Origin of the sequence: Dorea sp. MB18-49, from assembly GCF_023669465.1 — a bacterium.
In the GTDB taxonomy this organism is placed as follows: Bacteria; Bacillota; Clostridia; order Lachnospirales; family Lachnospiraceae; genus Dorea_A; species Dorea_A longicatena.
The window spans coordinates 20,969-37,859 of the sequence record NZ_JAMOYX010000026.1 but is presented as its reverse complement, the minus strand read 5'-3'; the positions used below and the strand labels follow the sequence as shown (position 1 = coordinate 37,859).

At 45.1% G+C, this 16,891-nt stretch carries 14 protein-coding genes; 11 read left to right on the top strand and 3 right to left on the bottom strand.

What is annotated here, in order from left to right; genetic code table 11:
* Nucleotides 1-94 precede the first annotated feature (94 nt).
* On the top strand, nucleotides 95-3,280 hold the full coding sequence (locus tag NCY30_RS09095; protein WP_250818643.1) for a hypothetical protein: 3,186 nt from the start codon (nucleotides 95-97) through the stop codon (nucleotides 3,278-3,280).
* Nucleotides 3,281-3,390: 110 nt separating this feature from the next.
* Nucleotides 3,391-5,301, top strand: coding sequence for a 1,4-alpha-glucan branching protein GlgB (gene glgB, locus NCY30_RS09090; RefSeq protein ID WP_139009258.1), 1,911 nt, complete (start codon nucleotides 3,391-3,393; stop codon nucleotides 5,299-5,301).
* Nucleotides 5,302-5,501: 200 nt separating this feature from the next.
* Here the strand turns inward: glgB and NCY30_RS09085 are convergent, their stop codons facing one another.
* The 3 genes from NCY30_RS09085 to trmB all read right to left on the bottom strand — a co-directional run bounded on the left by NCY30_RS09085 (nucleotide 5,502) and on the right by trmB (nucleotide 8,048).
* Entirely contained in the window at nucleotides 5,502-6,824 is a 1,323-nt protein-coding gene (locus NCY30_RS09085; protein WP_250818642.1) for a DUF1002 domain-containing protein, read from the bottom strand.
* 102 nt (nucleotides 6,825-6,926) lie between these two features.
* Nucleotides 6,927-7,307 carry a thioredoxin family protein gene (locus NCY30_RS09080; RefSeq protein WP_250818641.1) on the bottom strand — a complete coding sequence of 127 codons (381 nt, stop codon included), beginning with the start codon at nucleotides 7,305-7,307 and terminating at the stop codon, nucleotides 6,927-6,929.
* A gap of 81 nt (nucleotides 7,308-7,388) precedes the next feature.
* Entirely contained in the window at nucleotides 7,389-8,048 is a 660-nt protein-coding gene (trmB, locus tag NCY30_RS09075) for a tRNA (guanosine(46)-N7)-methyltransferase TrmB (protein WP_022416452.1), read from the bottom strand.
* A 243-nt stretch (nucleotides 8,049-8,291) separates the two neighbouring features.
* Here trmB and NCY30_RS09070 point away from each other — a divergent pair, with 243 nt between their 5' ends.
* From NCY30_RS09070 to NCY30_RS09030, 9 genes are all read left to right on the top strand, one after another.
* Nucleotides 8,292-8,603, top strand: coding sequence for a hypothetical protein (locus NCY30_RS09070; RefSeq protein WP_006428801.1), 312 nt, complete (start codon nucleotides 8,292-8,294; stop codon nucleotides 8,601-8,603).
* A gap of 3 nt (nucleotides 8,604-8,606) precedes the next feature.
* A complete protein-coding gene (locus tag NCY30_RS09065; protein ID WP_055181439.1) occupies nucleotides 8,607-9,656 on the top strand; it encodes a V0D/AC39 family V-type ATPase subunit in 1,050 nt (349 codons plus the stop codon).
* Nucleotides 9,653-11,593 (top strand): V-type ATP synthase subunit I, encoded by a 1,941-nt coding sequence (locus tag NCY30_RS09060; protein WP_250818640.1) that lies wholly within the window; start codon nucleotides 9,653-9,655, stop codon nucleotides 11,591-11,593. The genes NCY30_RS09065 and NCY30_RS09060 overlap by 4 nt, the downstream gene beginning before the upstream one ends.
* 133 nt (nucleotides 11,594-11,726) lie before the next feature.
* Nucleotides 11,727-12,161 (top strand): ATP synthase subunit C, encoded by a 435-nt coding sequence (locus NCY30_RS09055; protein WP_055181436.1) that lies wholly within the window; start codon nucleotides 11,727-11,729, stop codon nucleotides 12,159-12,161.
* 1 nt (nucleotide 12,162) lies between these two features.
* Entirely contained in the window at nucleotides 12,163-12,471 is a 309-nt protein-coding gene (locus tag NCY30_RS09050; protein WP_022415202.1) for a V-type ATP synthase subunit F, read from the top strand.
* A 20-nt stretch (nucleotides 12,472-12,491) separates the two neighbouring features.
* Nucleotides 12,492-13,079, top strand: a complete 588-nt coding sequence (locus NCY30_RS09045) for a V-type ATP synthase subunit E (RefSeq protein ID WP_022415201.1) — start codon at nucleotides 12,492-12,494, stop codon at nucleotides 13,077-13,079.
* Nucleotides 13,072-14,844, top strand: a complete 1,773-nt coding sequence (locus tag NCY30_RS09040; RefSeq protein ID WP_055181434.1) for a V-type ATP synthase subunit A — start codon at nucleotides 13,072-13,074, stop codon at nucleotides 14,842-14,844. The genes NCY30_RS09045 and NCY30_RS09040 overlap by 8 nt, the downstream gene beginning before the upstream one ends.
* A gap of 15 nt (nucleotides 14,845-14,859) precedes the next feature.
* Nucleotides 14,860-16,260 carry a V-type ATP synthase subunit B gene (locus tag NCY30_RS09035; RefSeq protein ID WP_022415199.1) on the top strand — a complete coding sequence of 467 codons (1,401 nt, stop codon included), beginning with the start codon at nucleotides 14,860-14,862 and terminating at the stop codon, nucleotides 16,258-16,260.
* Between the two features lie 11 nt (nucleotides 16,261-16,271).
* Nucleotides 16,272-16,886, top strand: a complete 615-nt coding sequence (locus tag NCY30_RS09030) for a V-type ATP synthase subunit D (RefSeq protein ID WP_022415198.1) — start codon at nucleotides 16,272-16,274, stop codon at nucleotides 16,884-16,886.
* Nucleotides 16,887-16,891: the final 5 nt, after the last annotated feature.

Sequence of the window (16,891 nt, the reverse complement as noted above, 5' to 3'; positions counted from 1 at the left end):
ATAAGTAAAATTGTAGGGAAATACGCTTTTTTAAAATAAATATTTGAGGTGAGAAATATTGGATAAATATGAATATAGGGTAAAGACCGAGCAGATGCTTGATCATCTGGAAAAAAAGGAATACCAGAAAGCAATGGATATAGCTGAAAGTATAGACTGGCGAAGAGTAAAGAACGCTTCTATGCTTAATACGGTAAGTGAGATTTATGAATATAACGGAGAATTTAAGAAAGGGAGAGATATCTTATTCCTGGCATTTGACAGAGCACCGGGAAGCCGTAAAATCGTATATCGATTAGGTACATTGGCATTAAAGATTAAGGATATCAGAGAAGCGACAGACTGTTATGAAGAGTTTGTTAAGCTGGCGCCAAAAGACCCGAATCAATATATCCTGAAGTATAAGATCCTGAGAACTCAGGGAGCAGCACTTTCGGATCAGATTGCGGCGTTGGAAGAATTTAAAAAAGCGGAATATATTGAAAAATGGGCATATGAACTTGCCAAGTTATATGATGAGGCGGGAATGACTGCGGAATGTCTGGAAGAATGTGATGACCTGATTCTTTGGTTCAGCGAAGGAAAGTATGTATACCTGGCGATGGAACTTAAGATGAAGTATAAGCCACTGACGCCGCTTCAGCAGGAAAAATATGACAGCCGTCCGGGAGCAGTAAAGAAGCAGCCGGAACCTGTAAAACAGACGGAGTCAACATTGGAAGAAGTTGACGATGAGAATGAATATGATGAAGGTTCTGAGGAAGAGGTACAGGAAAGTACGGTGCAGAGAATAGATGATGCACAAGTACAGGAGATTCCGCCGGAGCCGGTTCCGATGCAGGAAGAGTTTGAAATACCGGAGGAAGCCGCACAGGCAGATGTCGTACCGGAGGAAGTTGTACCGGAAGCAACTGCAGCAGTGGAAGAGACTCCGATGTATAGGGAAGAAGAACCGGAAGCATCTGTTGAGACACCTGAAGAGCATACATCAGCAATCAAACAGGTAGTTACGGGGGCCACATTAGAAGAAGCTCTGGCACAGGGTGTTGCTGTTGCAAGCGGTATTAATATTGAAGAAGAAGCAATGAAAGAGCGCGAGGATGAAATCCTGGCAAACGGTCAGATGATGATCGATGATATCCTTCAGAAATGGGAAGCAAAACAGAAAGATCATGAAGAGGCGATTGCAAAGCAGAAAGCCAAAGATGAGGAGCGTCTCCAGAAGGAAAGAGAACAGGCAAGAATCCGTCAGGAAGAAGAGCGCAAAGAAGTAGAAAGAAAAGCAGCTGAAGCAGAGGCCAGAAGAAAAGCTGAAGAAGAGGCCAGAAGAAAAGCCGAAGAAGAGGCCAGAAGAAAAGCTGAAGAAGAGGCAGCAAGAAAAGCAGCTGAGGAAGAAGCCAGAAGAAAAGCTGAAGAAGAGGCCAGAAGAAAAGCTGAGGAAGAGGCAGCAAGAAAAGCAGCCGAGGAAGAAGCCAGAAGAAAAGCCGAGGAAGAGGCAGCAAGAAAAGCAGCCGAAGAAGAGGCCAGAAGAAAGGCTGAAGAAGAAGCAGCAAGAAAAGCAGCTGAGGAAGAAGCCAGAAGAAAAGCCGAGGAAGAGGCAGCAAGAAAGGCTGAAGAAGAAGCAAGAAGAGCAGCCGAAGAAGAGGCCAGAAGAAAGGCCGAGGAAGAGGCAGCAAGAAAAGCAGAGGAAGAGGCAGCCGACGAGGAAAAATCTGAAAGAAATACACAGAGAATACCGGATGACATTGTCCGTCTGATGGAAGAGATGGAGAGTGAAAATGAAGATTCCGAAGATGAGATTTATGAGGAAGAACTTGAAGACGGTCCGGGAATGGATGAAGATTTCATAGAAGGAATCGAAGATGAGCTTGACGGACTGGATATGAATGGAAGCAGTTTCGAGGAAGGTGATTTTGACGAAGCCGACTTTGAGGAAGAGGATCTTGAAGGGGAAGACTTTGACGAAGCCGACTTTGAGGAAGAAGATCTTGAAGGAGAAGACTTTGACGAAGGCGACTTTGAGGAAGAAGATTTCGACGAGGAAGACTTTGACGAAGCTGATTTTGAGGAAGAAGATCTTGACGAGGAAGAACTTGAAGAGGCCGATTTTGACGAAGACGAAGACGACTTTGAAGACATAGATGATGAAGAAACCGATTTTGACGAAGGCGACTTTGAAGAAGATATGGACGAAGAGGATTTCGACGAAGAAGAGATCGACGATGACGAAGAGCTTGATTTTGGCGAAGACCTTGAAGGGGAAGATTTTGACGAAGCTGACTTTGAGGAAGAGGATCTTGATGAAGGAGACTTTGACGAAGGCGACTTTGAGGAAGAAGATTTTGACGAAGAAGAGATCGAAGATGAGGATGACACAGAAGAATTAGAGATTGAAGAGCCATCCGAAGAAGAGATCCAGGCAAGAATTAAAAAGTCAAAAGGTGGAGTTCCATTTGATACCGGATTCGTTGTAACAGGAAGATATGATCTGAGTGCAACGAGTGAAATCGGATTAAAGGCAGGACTTACGGAAGAACAGAAGAAGTTATTCTCATATTTCGTTCCGGTAAGAGGAATGAGTGAACAGATCGTAGAGGTTCTTGATAATGACAGACGTGCCCAGAGAGAGGGTACTTCCAAGACAGGAAACCTTCTGGTAATCGGAAGAAAAGGATCTGGTAAAACAGTTCTTGCGGTTGATATCGTAAAAGCAATCCAGAAACAGAGAAATCTGAAACAGGGTAAAGTAGCGATCGTTACAGGTGAGTCTTTGAATAAGAAAGAACTTACGAATATCATCCAGAAGCTTCGTGGAGGAGCAATCATCATTGAACATGCTGGCAAGCTGAATTCAAGAACGGTAAAAGAACTTAATTATCTGATGGAAAAAAAGACAGGTGAATTACTTTTCGTACTGGAAGATCAGAGAAAACCTCTGGAGCGTCTGATGACAGCTAATCCGGAATTCAAGAAGAAATTCAGTTCGAAACTGGAACTTCCGGTATTCATTAATGATGAGCTGGTAACATTCGGTCAGACATATGCGAAAGAGAATGGATATAAACTGGATGAGATGGGAATCCTTGCACTGTACAGCCGTATCGATGTAATGCAAAGAGAAGACCATGCAGTATCTGTTGCAGAAGTTAAAGAGATCATGGATGAAGCAATTGCTCATTCACAGAAAGCAAATGTAAAACACCTTGCACGAAGAGTATTTGGTAAGGGAACAGATGATTCTGACAGAATTATTCTGAAAGAAGAAGATTTTAAAATTTAAGTCAGATTTTGGAAGAGTTTTGACAAACTAAACTGTCAAAACTCTTTCTTTTTGCCCTTTTGTAAAGTATAATGTTGTTATAAATATGCAACAGAATGCGAGGGGTAATTATGGCTGAAAAAAAGAAGAAACCGTATGAAATAGGCGAGCTGGATCAATACCTTTTCGGACAGGGAAATCATTACGAGATTTATAAGAAGCTGGGTGCACATCTGGTACAGGACGGAAAACAAAAAGGTGTGTATTTTGCGGTATGGGCACCGCATGCACAGGCAGTTTCGGTAGTCGGAGAGTTCAATGAATGGGATACAGAGGCGAACCCGATGAAGAGAGAAGAACCTCTGGGAATCTATACCTGTTTTATACCTGGTGTGAAGAAAAATCAGATGTATAAGTATTGTATTGAGACTTATTCGGGAGAACAGATATTTAAGGCAGATCCATATGCCAATTATGCGGAATTAAGACCTGGAACAGCATCCAGAGTTACAGATATCGAGAATATAAAATGGACGGATACAGAATGGATGACCCACAGAAAGACCTGGAATCATAAGCATAAGCCGATGTCTATCTATGAGGCACATATTGGTTCCTGGATGCGCCATCCGGGACGGGAAGATGAAGGTTTCTATACATATAGAGAGTTTGCCAGAGCAATTACCAAATATATTAAAGAAATGGGTTATACACATGTGGAGCTGATGGGGATCGCGGAGCATCCGTTTGACGGTTCCTGGGGATATCAGGTGACTGGTTATTATGCACCGACATCCCGGTATGGAACACCGGAAGATTTCGCATGGATGATCAATTATCTGCATAGAAATAAGATCGGTATCATTCTGGACTGGGTACCGGCCCATTTCCCGAAGGATGCACATGGACTTGCTGATTTTGACGGAACTGCGACGTATGAATATGCAGATCCAAGACTTGGAGAACATCCGGACTGGGGAACAAAAGTGTTTGACTTTGGAAAAAATGAAGTCCGCAATTTCCTGATCTCCAATGCATTGTTCTGGATTGAAAAATTCCATATAGACGGACTTCGTGTAGATGCTGTTGCGTCTATGTTATATCTGGATTATGGACGAAAAGATGGCGAATGGGTAGCGAATAAGTATGGTGAGAATAAGAACCTTGAAGTGATTGATTTCTTCAAACATTTGAACTCTGTTGTTCTTGGAAGAAATCCGGGAGCACTCATGATCGCAGAAGAATCTACAGCATGGCCGAAGGTTACCGGTGATGTGGAAGAAGGCGGTTTAGGTTTCAGCCTGAAGTGGAATATGGGATGGATGCACGATTTCACGGAATATATGAAGCTGGATCCATATTTCCGTAAGGATAATCATCATCTGATGACATTTGCCATGAGTTATGCATACAGTGAGAATTATATCTTGGTATTGTCGCATGATGAAGTGGTACATCTTAAGTGTTCGATGCTTAATAAGATGCCGGGACTGGGATTTGATAAATATGCTAACCTTAAAGCTGGTTATGCATTCATGATGGGACACGCCGGTAAGAAGCTTCTTTTCATGGGGCAGGAATTCGCACAGCTTCGTGAATGGAGCGAGGAAAGAGAACTTGACTGGTTCCTGTTGGCTGAGCCGGAGCATCAGCAGATGAAAGAGTGGGTAAAAGCGTTGCTTCATCTGTATAAGAGTCATAAAGCGATGTATGAGATGGATCAGAGCTGGGAAGGATTTGAATGGATCAATGCGGATGATGGATACAGAAGTATCTATAGTTTCATGAGACATTCCAAAGGTGCAAAGAAGAATCTGTTGTTCGTCTGCAACTTTACGCCGATGGCAAGAGATGATTACAGAGTCGGAGTTCCGAGAAAGAAACAGTATAAGTTGATTCTGAACAGTGATGAGGAAAAATACGGCGGAACCGGAGCGGTAAGGAAGAAGATCTATAAGGCTGAGGCAAAAGAATGTGATGGAAGACCGTATTCATTTGCTTATAAGCTGCCGCCTTACGGAGTTGCTGTGTTTGAATTTTAAGAGGAGTAATTTTAGGATTATTTAAATTTTGGAATAGAGAGATTTTAATTTGAATAAAGTAAAATAAAAAACGCCGGGAAGTTTTTTTAAGCTTCCCGGTGTTTTTATACTAAAGTATGCAAGAAAAGCTGCCAGTGGCAGGTTTGCTGTATTGTCATTATAATTCGTTTGTTACTATAATTACCTGCTAATGCTTATGTCTAGTTGGCAGAGCCGTTAGTTGTGGAATCAGACGTATCAGAGTTGGAAGAATCTGATTCGCTGCTGCCTGGTAAGCTGCTCTGAGTATCGGACTGATCATCGGCACTGTTATTCAGTGAAGAATCATCCGCAGAGTTGTCTGTTGTGCCGGCATCTGAAGAATCTGCATCACTGTTCAGAGAATCATTCTGTGTGTCGTCAGACTGATCATCATCAGTATCTTTGCTGTCCTCTGTATTGGCATCGTTTTTGCTCTTATCTGAATTGTCTTTTTTAGAATCGCTTCCGCCGAACAGATCCTTGAAGAATTTCTTGATCTTGCCCCAGAATCCGCTGTCATCGCTGTTGTCATCCGAACTGCTGTCGGAAGAATTATCTGCGCTGTCGGAATTGTTCGAAGAAGAGTTGTCGGAAGAATCCAGTGTGCTGTTACTTACGACATCATCGCCGAGTGCACTGTCATCCGTATTGTTGATGATTCCGCCATCAGAGCTGTCACTGCCGCCGAAGATTCCCTTGATGGAATTCCAGAGGTTGGAGAAGAATCCCTCGCTCTTTCCGTCGATGTTGTTCAGTGTATTCTTCAGTGCTTTGACATCATAGTCATACTGGGAAATGTTCTTTAACAGTTCAGTGATCTTGTCGATCTGTTCCTGTGTCAGAGTGACATCGTTATTCTTGGCAGCATCTTCCACTGCATCCTGAATATCGTTTTCATCTTTTAAGCCGTCTTCAATAACGCTTTCTTTGGCATCATTCATGACATCTTCGGCTTTGTCCTGTCCGATATCATTTGCCAGATCTCCTGTTGTGACAAGTTCGTCGGTTGCGGCAGCCTTCTGATCTTCGTTCAGAGTTGTTCCGGTGGCTTTCTCATAAGCCATCATGATTCCTGTCAGTGCGCCTGTTCCGGATACTTCGATCGGAGAAGCAGCGATAACGTTACAGTTCTCGACACCGGATGTAAGAAGTGTACTGGAGATCATAGAACTTGTAACATAAGTTAAGTTGGAAACCTTTACTTGGATTCCGCCGCTTGTGGTCGGCTCTACATATGAACAGCTGTAGGTACGGGTACCGATCTGTTCTTCCGGAGCGACCCCTTCGAGATATTTTCTTTCATCTGCATTGGTAACTTCGATGACTTCTGCTTTGTCAGAAGAGGTACCAAAGTACTCATACATGGAATTCTTCTGTGAATCTGACAGGTTGGCTCCAAGTGTTACAACTTTAGATGAATCTGCCTTTACGACCAATGGTGCCGCAGTAGAACCAAGTACAACTGCCATGGCAACTGGTAATGCTCTTTTTAAATTTTTCATAATGCGTGGTGTGTTCACCATGCCCCCTTTTTATTAAATATATTTATCCCTGTTACTTCTTAAATATAGCATAAAAAACTATGTTTTCCTAGGAAATATAAATTAACTATTTCTAAAGATTTTCTGTAGACGTGCGTCAAAATCGTTCTGTGATATCATCCCCTGCATGACAGCGATCAGTTCCTGGTCTTTGAAAAAGAGAAATGTCGGAAGAAGATCTGTCTGATACTCAGCTGCGAGAAGTTCGGATTCTGTGGTCTCTACTTCAAAAAAGCGAATGCTGCCGGAATATTTTTTCTGGTATTTTTTTTCGAGATCTTCTATAATGGGACGCATCATTGCACATTTTCCACACCAGACGGCGTAGAACATGACTACGGCAAACACGGGATGTTCCGTGCTTTCACCCGCCGGTGCATCGGAAGAAAGCTGCCAGTGACAGGCCCTGAAGCTTTCAAAGTTTTGTGTCGTCAGATGTAACATAAGCTTCCACCCTTTCACAGGATTACAGGAGCATAAGATATGCTCTCTATTAATATATGAAAGGAAAGGGAAGAGGTTCCTTTATCTGCGTTTTGCGATCAGTTTGCAGATCGGATTGCCCATGGAAGAGAATTTTGCTTCATATTCGGTCATAATATTTCCTTGGTTCATCTTACTGTCATTATGAAGATCATAGGAAAGCTGATCCAGAACGAACAGTTCGGAAGTCTTAAGTTCTTCTACGGAAAAGTCGAAGAGCGGACGGTTGTCTGTCTTGAATTCTACGGTTCCGTCTGCAGTCAGGACTTTGTCATAAAGCTTGAAAAATTCGTTGGATGTCAGTCTTCTTCTTGCATGGCGGGCCTTTGGCCATGGATCGGAGAAGTTCAGGTAGATACGGGATACTTCCGCTGGGGCGAATACCGTCGGCAGGTCATTCGCATCCATACAGATGAATCGGATGTTGGCAGGAGCTTTTCCTTCGGCTTCCAGTTCCTGGAATTTCTCAACGGCACGTAATAAGACGCTGGAATAGCGTTCGATGCCGACGTAGTTGATCTGTGGGTTTTCGGCTGCGAGAGTCAGAAGAAACTGACCTTTTCCCATACCGATCTCGATGTGCAGCGGTCGTTCATTTTGGAACTCCTGATTCCAGTGTCCGCATAAGCTTTCCGGATTCTTAACAACTTCTTTGCAGGCTTCGAGAACGCTCTCTGCACGTGGTATATTTCTAAGACGCATATGTGTGTTCCTCCTTATAATCAATGGATTTGCAAGGATTTTCTGACATTTTGCAAATCGTTCTTAGTTTAGCGTCTGTGCAGGAAAAAGTCAATGGAAGTGGAAATTGTCAGAAGAATTGAGAAAAATAATACAATATATACAAAATGATAGTGGTAATTTTAGAAAATAGGTGTATTATTATAACATGGATAAAAAAGTAACAATTATTCGTTGTGAAATGTGCAAAAAGGAGGGCGGCTTATGAACTCTGTTATTGAGAAATTGGCTGAAGTGGAAGAAACGGCGGAGGCGATCGTAGAGCATGCCAGACAGCAGAAAAGTGAAATTGAAAAACAGATACAGGAAGAAAGGAATCAATTTGACCGGGACCTGGAAGAAGAGACACAGAAAAAACTGGAGAAGATAAAAGCAAAGTCGCAGCAGGAAGTAGAGAAAGTTCTGGACCGGGAACGGAAGAAGGACCAGAAGGCGATTGATGATCTGAAGAGGGAATACGAAGAAAATCATGACATTTATGCAGAGGAAATCGTAAGACATATGATCGAGGTGTAGCGTATGGGAAATGTGATGGCTTACAGCGGGATCACGACAAAGGTACGTGCGATGTCGGCGAAGCTTCTGAAAGAGAAAGATTATGATACGATCGCAGGTCTTGGTACAGTGACAGAAGCAATCGAATATCTGAAAGACAAGACGGCGTATGCACCATATGTGGAGCGGATGGATGTTTCCTTATATCATAGGGGAAATGTGGAGAAGATCCTGTATCAGTCGTTGTTCGATGATTATTCGAGGATCTTCCGGTTTGCCGGGATGGAGCAGAAGACGTTCTTAAAATTATACTGGAAACGGTATGAAGTCGATCTGATCAACTACTGTTTGAGGATCGTGTTCAATCATTATGAGAAACCATTTGATCTGGAATACAAGAAAGAGTTTTTTGACAGATATTCACAAATTTCCATAGACCGGTTGATAACTTCGAAAAATATCGACGAGCTTGTAGATAACTTACGGGATACGGAATATTATGGTGCGCTTGCCAGAATCAGAGATTCCGGAGCGGGAACGCTGTTTGATTATGATCTGGCATTGGATCTGTATTATTTTTCTACGATGTGGAAAAAGGGAAAACGGGTTCTGAAAGGACATGAGCAGAAGATATTCTTAAAGGACTATGGAATGAAGATCGATCTTCTGAATCTTCAGTGGATCTACCGTGCGAAGAAGTATTATCATATGCTTCCGCCGGATATCTATTCGATGACGATCCCGATCCACTATCGGATAAAAGTAGAAGAATTCAAGACACTGGTGGAGACGCCGACACTGGAACAGTTTGAAGCAGAAGTGGAAAAGACGTACTATGCAGGAAAATATAATTATATGCAGACGGATAAAACACTGGAACAGATGTACCGCGACTGCCTGCGGAAGTTGTACCTGACTGATAAAAGGAATGATCCGTATTCGATCGCGATCGTCAATACGTATCTGTTCCTGAAAGAAGAAGAAATCTATAAACTAACGACAGCCCTTGAGTGTATCCGTTACGGTTTGACGAAGGGAAAGACATTAGGATACTTAGGAGGTGTGAATCAATGATTGTTAAGATGAAGTTCTTAAGCATCAGCGGACCGAAGAATGATATCGACCGTGTCTGCGAGGTGTATCTGTCGAAATACGAGATGCAGCTTGAGAATGCGGCGGCAGAGCTTAAGACGACCGACAACCTGCAGCCTTTTGTGGAAGTCAATCCATACAAAGAGCCGCTTGCGAAGGCAGAACAGTTCAGCGCACTGTTAGCGGATGAAGACCAGAGGATCGATGTATCGATGAATCAGGAGGATATGCTGAACCTGATCCGGGATGTCAATCATGACTATCTGGATCTGCTGGAGAAGAAAGAGTTAACGAAGAAGCAGGTAGATGAATACAAAGAAAAGCTTCTGATCATGGAGCCGTTCCGGACACTGGAACTGGATATGCAGAAATCATTAAAGTATAAATATATGAAAGTCCGGTTCGGACGGGTAGATGTGAATTATTACAAACGTCTGGAAAAATATTTATTTGATGATCTGAATGCGGTATTTATCGAAGGTACGAGGAATGAAAATTATGTATACGGATGTTATTTCGTATCGAATGCGGATTCCAGTAAGGTGGATTCGGTATTCAATTCCTTACATTTTGAAAGGATTGCAATTCCATCCGAATACATAGGAACGCCGGCGCAGGCCTGTGAAGAGCTTGAAAAAGAAATTGAAGAAAAACAGAAAGAGATTGCTGGGATTAAAAAACAGATCAGTGAGCTGATGGCAAAGAATGCCGCAAAGCTCCGAGGTGCGAAGAAGCGTCTGGAAGAACTGGCTACGAACTTTGATGTCCGCAAGCTGGCGGCAAGGATCGAAGAGGGAGATAATAAAGAAGACTATTACATCCTGTGCGGATGGATGGGCGAAGATGATGTGAACAAATTCCTGGCGGAATCGAAGAATGATGATAAGGTATTCGTTGTTGTAGAAGAAGACAAGGAGAAATTCTTCGGAGAGCCGCCGACGAAGCTTAAGAATCCAAGGTTCTTCAAGCCGTTCGAGATGTTCATCCGGATGTACGGGCTTCCGGCAAATGATGAGATGGATCCGACGATCTTCGTGGCACTGACGTATACATTTATCTTTGGTGCGATGTTCGGGGATGTCGGCCAGGGCTTATGCCTGTTTGTATTCGGCGGGCTTTTGTACCTGATTAAGAAGATCAACCTGGCTGGGATCATATCCATTGCGGGACTGTTCTCAACATTCTTTGGATTCATGTTCGGAAGTATCTTCGGATTCGAAGATGTGATACAGGCACACTGGTTAAGGCCGGTGGATGCGATGACGAACCTGCCGTTTATCGGACAGCTCAACACAGTATTTGTGGTTGCCATTGCATTTGGCATGGGACTGAATATCCTGGTGATGATCTTTAACGTGATCAATTCGATCAAGAGTCATGATGTGGAAAATATGTTATTTTCCCATAATGGAATCGCGGGACTGGTGTTCTACGGATTCCTGGTGCTGACGATAGTGCTTTACATGACGGGACATAAGGTTCCGGGCAATATCCTGATGGTGATCTTCCTGGGAGTTCCGGTGATCTTGTTCGTATTCAAGGAACCGCTGGGAAATCTGGTGACAAAGCAGCATAAGAAGATGGAAGAGGGCAAGGTAATGTTCTTCGTGCAGGCGTTCTTCGAACTGTTCGAGACGATGCTGAGCTATTTCTCCAATACCATTTCTTATGTGCGTATCGGTGCATTTGCCGTCAGCCATGCGGCGATGATGGAGGTTGTGCTGATGTTATCCGGCGCAAGTGCGGGACACACGAACTGGATCGTGTTCGTGCTTGGAAATGTGCTGGTGTGCGGACTGGAAGGTCTGGTCGTCGGTATCCAGGTACTGCGTCTGGAATATTATGAGATGTTCAGCAGGTTCTATAAGGGAACCGGACGGGAGTTCAAGCCGTTTCACAGCCAGAGTGACGAAAAGTAAAGGAACGATTTAAGCGATTTTGTGATCCAGAGGATAAATCGCCATGCGTTCGAAAGAAGCTGCCAGTGGCAGGTTCTGTAGAGGAAAAATAATAAGACAGAATTCAGAGATATATTTACAGGAGGACAAAAATATGAGCCTGACAGTTAGATTATTGTTAATTGCAACATTGTTACTTAGCATTGTAATTCCATTCGGATATTTCCTGATCGGACAGAGGACGAAGAAGCGTTATAAAAGGGCCATCGGCACGAATGTATTTTTCTTCTTTAGTACTATCCTGATCGCGGGAATCATGCTCTTTGCGGGAGATCCGGTACAGGCAGCAGAAGCAGCCGGCAATACGGCATCGAACGCAACCGGATTCGGATACCTGGCAGCAGCACTTTCAACCGGTCTTTCCTGCGTCGGTGGTGGTATCGCCGTTGCAAGTGCAGCAAGTGCGGCTCTTGGGGCAATCAGCGAGGATTCCAGTGCACTTGGTAAGTCACTGATCTTCGTAGGTCTTGCAGAAGGTGTGTGTCTGTACGGACTGATCATCTCCTTCATGATCTTAGGTAAATTGTAAGATGAAGATGTATCTGATCAGTGATAATATCGATACTCTGACAGGAATGCGTCTCGCAGGGGTAGACGGAATCGTGGTACATGAAAGAGAAGAACTCCGGTGTGCAATCGAGAATGCCATGGAGGATAAGGATGTAGGTGTGATTCTGCTGACGGAGAAATTCGGAAGAGAATTCCCAGACCTGATAGACGAGATCAAGCTGGAGCGGACGATGCCGCTTCTGATCGAGATTCCTGACAGACACGGGACCGGACGTAAGAAAGATTTTATCACGTCGTATGTAAATGAAGCGATAGGGTTGAAATTATAGACAGGAAGAAGGTGGCACATTTGACAAACGAAGAGAAGATCACGCATATCCGGACGGCGGCGATGGAAGAAGCAAGAGCGGAGGCGAATGCGATCGTAAAGCAGCATGAGGATGCGCTTCGAAGTGTGTTCGAACAGCATCAGATCGAAGCCAGACGGCAGTCGGAGACGAGAGTGCGTGCAGAGAGTGTAACTGCGAAACAGCAGCTGAACATGGCAATGTCAAAGGCGCAGCTTGAATTAAAACGTGAGATGGGAAAGACGCAGACAGAACTTAAGACGGAACTGTTCGAAGAAGTGCAGTTAAAGCTTCTGGCGTTCATGAGAACGGAAGAGTATAAAGAAGTTCTGATCCGTTATATAGAGAAAGCAGCACAGTTTGCATCGGGGATGGCGATGACGATCTATATCAATCCGTCTGATGCAGACAAGAAGACATATCTGGAAGAACGTACGGGAATGACGCTGACGATCAGCAAAGTGGATTTTATCGGCGGGGTGCGTGCGGTTGTGCCTGAGAAGAATGTCCTGGTGGACTATGCATTCAAAGGTGCACTGGAGAATGAATACCAGAAATTCCAGTTCCGGGGAGGTGTAAAGGGTGAGTAGCGGAAAGACAGAAAAGATATATGGCATCAACGGCCCGGTCATTTACCTGAAAGGGAAGACGGATTTTAAGATGTCGGAAATGGTCCATGTGGGAGAAGAAAAGCTGGTTGGCGAAGTCATTTCCCTGGATAAGGACCGGACGACGGTACAGGTGTATGAGGAGACTTCCGGACTGCATCCGGGAGAACTTGTGGAAGGTATGGGAGCGGCAGTGTCGGTTACGCTGGCACCCGGCATCCTGAATAATATCTTTGACGGTATTGAGAGACCGCTGGAGCGGATCGCTGACAAGGGCGGGGCATTTATCACCCGTGGTGTCAGTGTGGACGCACTGGACCGTCAGAAACTCTGGGAGACGCATATCACAGTGGCTGAAGGCGATATGGTACAGGGTGGAACGATCATTGCGGAAGTGCCGGAGACGCGGGCTATCGTGCACAAATGCATGGTTCCGCCGGGAGTAGAAGGGACTATTGTATCGGTGGTTCCGGATGGTGAATATACGATTGATGAGACGCTGGTTACGATTGAACTGTTCAATGGAGAAAAACGAGAACTTTCGATGACACAGCACTGGCCGATCCGTGTACCGAGACCGGTGAACCGGAGATTCCCGGCAAGTGTGCCGCTGGTAACAGGACAGCGAATTCTGGATACGATGTTCCCGATTGCAAAAGGTGGAACGGCTGCGATCCCGGGAGGATTCGGAACGGGTAAGACGATGACCCAGCATCAGATCGCAAAATGGTCGGATGCGGATATTATCATATATATCGGATGCGGCGAGCGTGGAAATGAGATGACACAGGTTCTGGAAGAGTTTTCGGAGCTGGTCGATCCGAAATCGGGCAATCCATTGATGGACAGAACGACGCTGATCGCCAATACATCGAACATGCCGGTAGCTGCCCGTGAGGCGTCCATTTATACCGGACTGACACTGGCGGAATATTACCGTGACATGGGGTATGATGTGGCGATCATGGCGGATTCGACATCCAGATGGGCAGAGGCACTGCGAGAGCTTTCGGGACGACTGGAAGAGATGCCGGCGGAGGAAGGATTCCCGGCGTATCTGGCATCGAGACTGTCGGCATTCTATGAAAGAGCCGGCATGATGCAGACGTTAAATGGTGCGACAGGATCGGTCTCTATCATCGGAGCGGTATCTCCGCAGGGAGGAGATTTTTCTGAACCGGTTACGCAGAATACGAAGCGTTTCGTGCGCTGTTTCTGGGGACTGGACAAATCACTGGCGTATGCGAGACATTTCCCTGCGATCCACTGGCTGACAAGTTACAGTGAATACCTGAACGACTTAAGCGGTTGGTATTCGGATCATGTATCGCCGAAATTCGTTGATTACCGGAACCGTCTGATGGCGATCCTGAACCAGGAGAGCAGCCTGATGGAGATCGTAAAACTGATCGGCGGGGATGTGCTTCCGGATGACCAGAAGCTGATCCTGGAGATTGCGAAGGTGATTCGTCTGGGATTCCTGCAGCAGAATGCATTTCATAAGGATGATACGTGTGTATCACTTGAGAAGCAGTTCAAGATGATGGATGTTATTCTGTATCTGTATAAGACGAGCCGGAAACTGGTGGCGATGGGGATGCCGATGTCGGTGCTGAAGGCAGAAGGTATATTTGAGAAGGTCATTGCAATCAAGTATGATGTGCCGAATGACAATCTGCAGTTACTGGATCTGTATAAACTGGATATTGATGACTTTTATAACCGCGTCATCGAGAAAAATGCGTAAAGGGAGGGACGTAAGATGGCAATAGAATATCTTGGACTGAGCAGCATTAATGGCCCTCTCGTCGTACTGGAAGGCGTGGAAAATGCATTTTACGATGAGATCGTGGAATTTATTGTAGATCATGATACGAGGAAAATGGGACGTATCGTGGAGCTGGATGAAGATAAGGCCGTGATCCAGGTATTTGAAGGAACGGAAAATATGTCGCTGGATAATACCCACACGAGGCTTACGGGACATCCGATGGAAGTTGCCGTGTCAGAGGAAATGCTGGGCCGTACATTTAACGGGATCGGGGAAGCAATCGATGGCCTTGGACCGATCACAGATGCTGAGAAGCGGGATGTAAACGGACTTCCGCTGAATCCGGTCAGACGGGAATACCCGAGAAACTATATCCGTACCGGAATCTCGGCAATTGACGGACTGACGACACTGATCCGCGGGCAGAAGCTTCCGATATTCTCAGGAAACGGACTTCCGCATGATCAGCTTGCGGCACAGATCGTCAAGCAGGCTTCGCTTGGTGACAATTCGGATGAACAGTTCGCAGTTGTATTCGGAGCAATGGGTGTGAAGCACGATGTGGCGGAATTCTTCCGTAAGACATTCGAGGAAAGCGGTGTGGCAGACCATGTGTGTATGTTCTTGAACCTGGCGAATGACCCGGTGGTGGAGCGTCTGATCACGCCGAAGGTAGCACTGACGGTAGCAGAGTATCTGGCATTTGAGAAAAATATGCATATTTTGGTTATCCTGACGGATATGACTTCCTTTGCAGAAGCCATGCGTGAAGTATCGTCTTCGCGTGGTGAGATTCCGTCAAGAAAAGGATATCCGGGATATTTATACAGTGAACTGGCAACAATCTATGAACGTGCCGGTATTGTGGACGGGGCAAATGGTTCGGTGACGCAGCTTCCGATCCTGACGATGCCGAATGATGATATCACACATCCGATCCCGGACCTTACCGGATACATTACAGAAGGGCAGATCGTACTGGACCGTAATCTTCACGGTCAGGCAGTCTATCCGCCGATCAGTATCCTGCCATCGCTTTCGCGTCTGATGAAGGACGGTATCGGAAAAGGATATACCAGGGAAGATCATCAGGATCTTGCAAATCAGTTATTCTCCGCTTATGCGAAGGTCGGAGAGGCGAGAAACCTTGCTTCCGTTATTGGAGAGGATGAATTGTCGCCGATTGACAAGCAGTATCTGAAGTTCGGTGAAGAATTTGAAAAACGTTATATCGGGCAGGGACCGACGGAGAACCGTACGATGATGGAGACTTTGGATCTTGGATGGGAACTGCTTGGACTTCTGCCGAAGGAAGAACTGGACCGTATTGATACGAAGCTGATTGAGAAGTACTGGAAGGATACGCGGGATACGCTGGAGACAGAAGAGTAGGAGGGATGCATATGGATCCGAGAGAATTTCCTACCAAGGGAAATCTGATGCTTGCGAAGAATTCTCTGATGCTTGCGCGTCAGGGCTACGATCTGATGGATAAGAAGCGGAATATTCTTCTGAAAGAACTGATGGGACTGATCGATGAGGCAAAAGATATTCAGGAAGAGATCGATGCGACATTTACAAAAGCATACGCCTGCCTGCAGCGTGCCAATATCGAACATGGAATCAGCAAAGTTCAGGAGCTGGCATTTACCGTTCCGATCGAAGACTCTCTGAAGATGCAGACCAGGAGTATCATGGGAACCGAGATTCCGCACATTAAGTACGATGCGAAACAGAATGATCTGACGTATTCGTTCAGCACAACGCATGAGTCGGTGGATATCGCAAGAGAAGCCTTCCGGGAAGTGAAAGAGCTTACGATCAAGCTGGCAGAGGTGGAAAACTCGGCGTACCGTCTGGCGGCAAATATCAAGAAGACACAGAAGCGGGCGAATGCGCTTAAGAATATTACGATACCGATGTATACGAATCTGGTGCATACGATCAGTAATGCGCTGGAGGAGAAGGAAAGAGAAGAATTTACACGGTTGAAGGTGATAAAGAGGATGAAAATGTAGAAAAA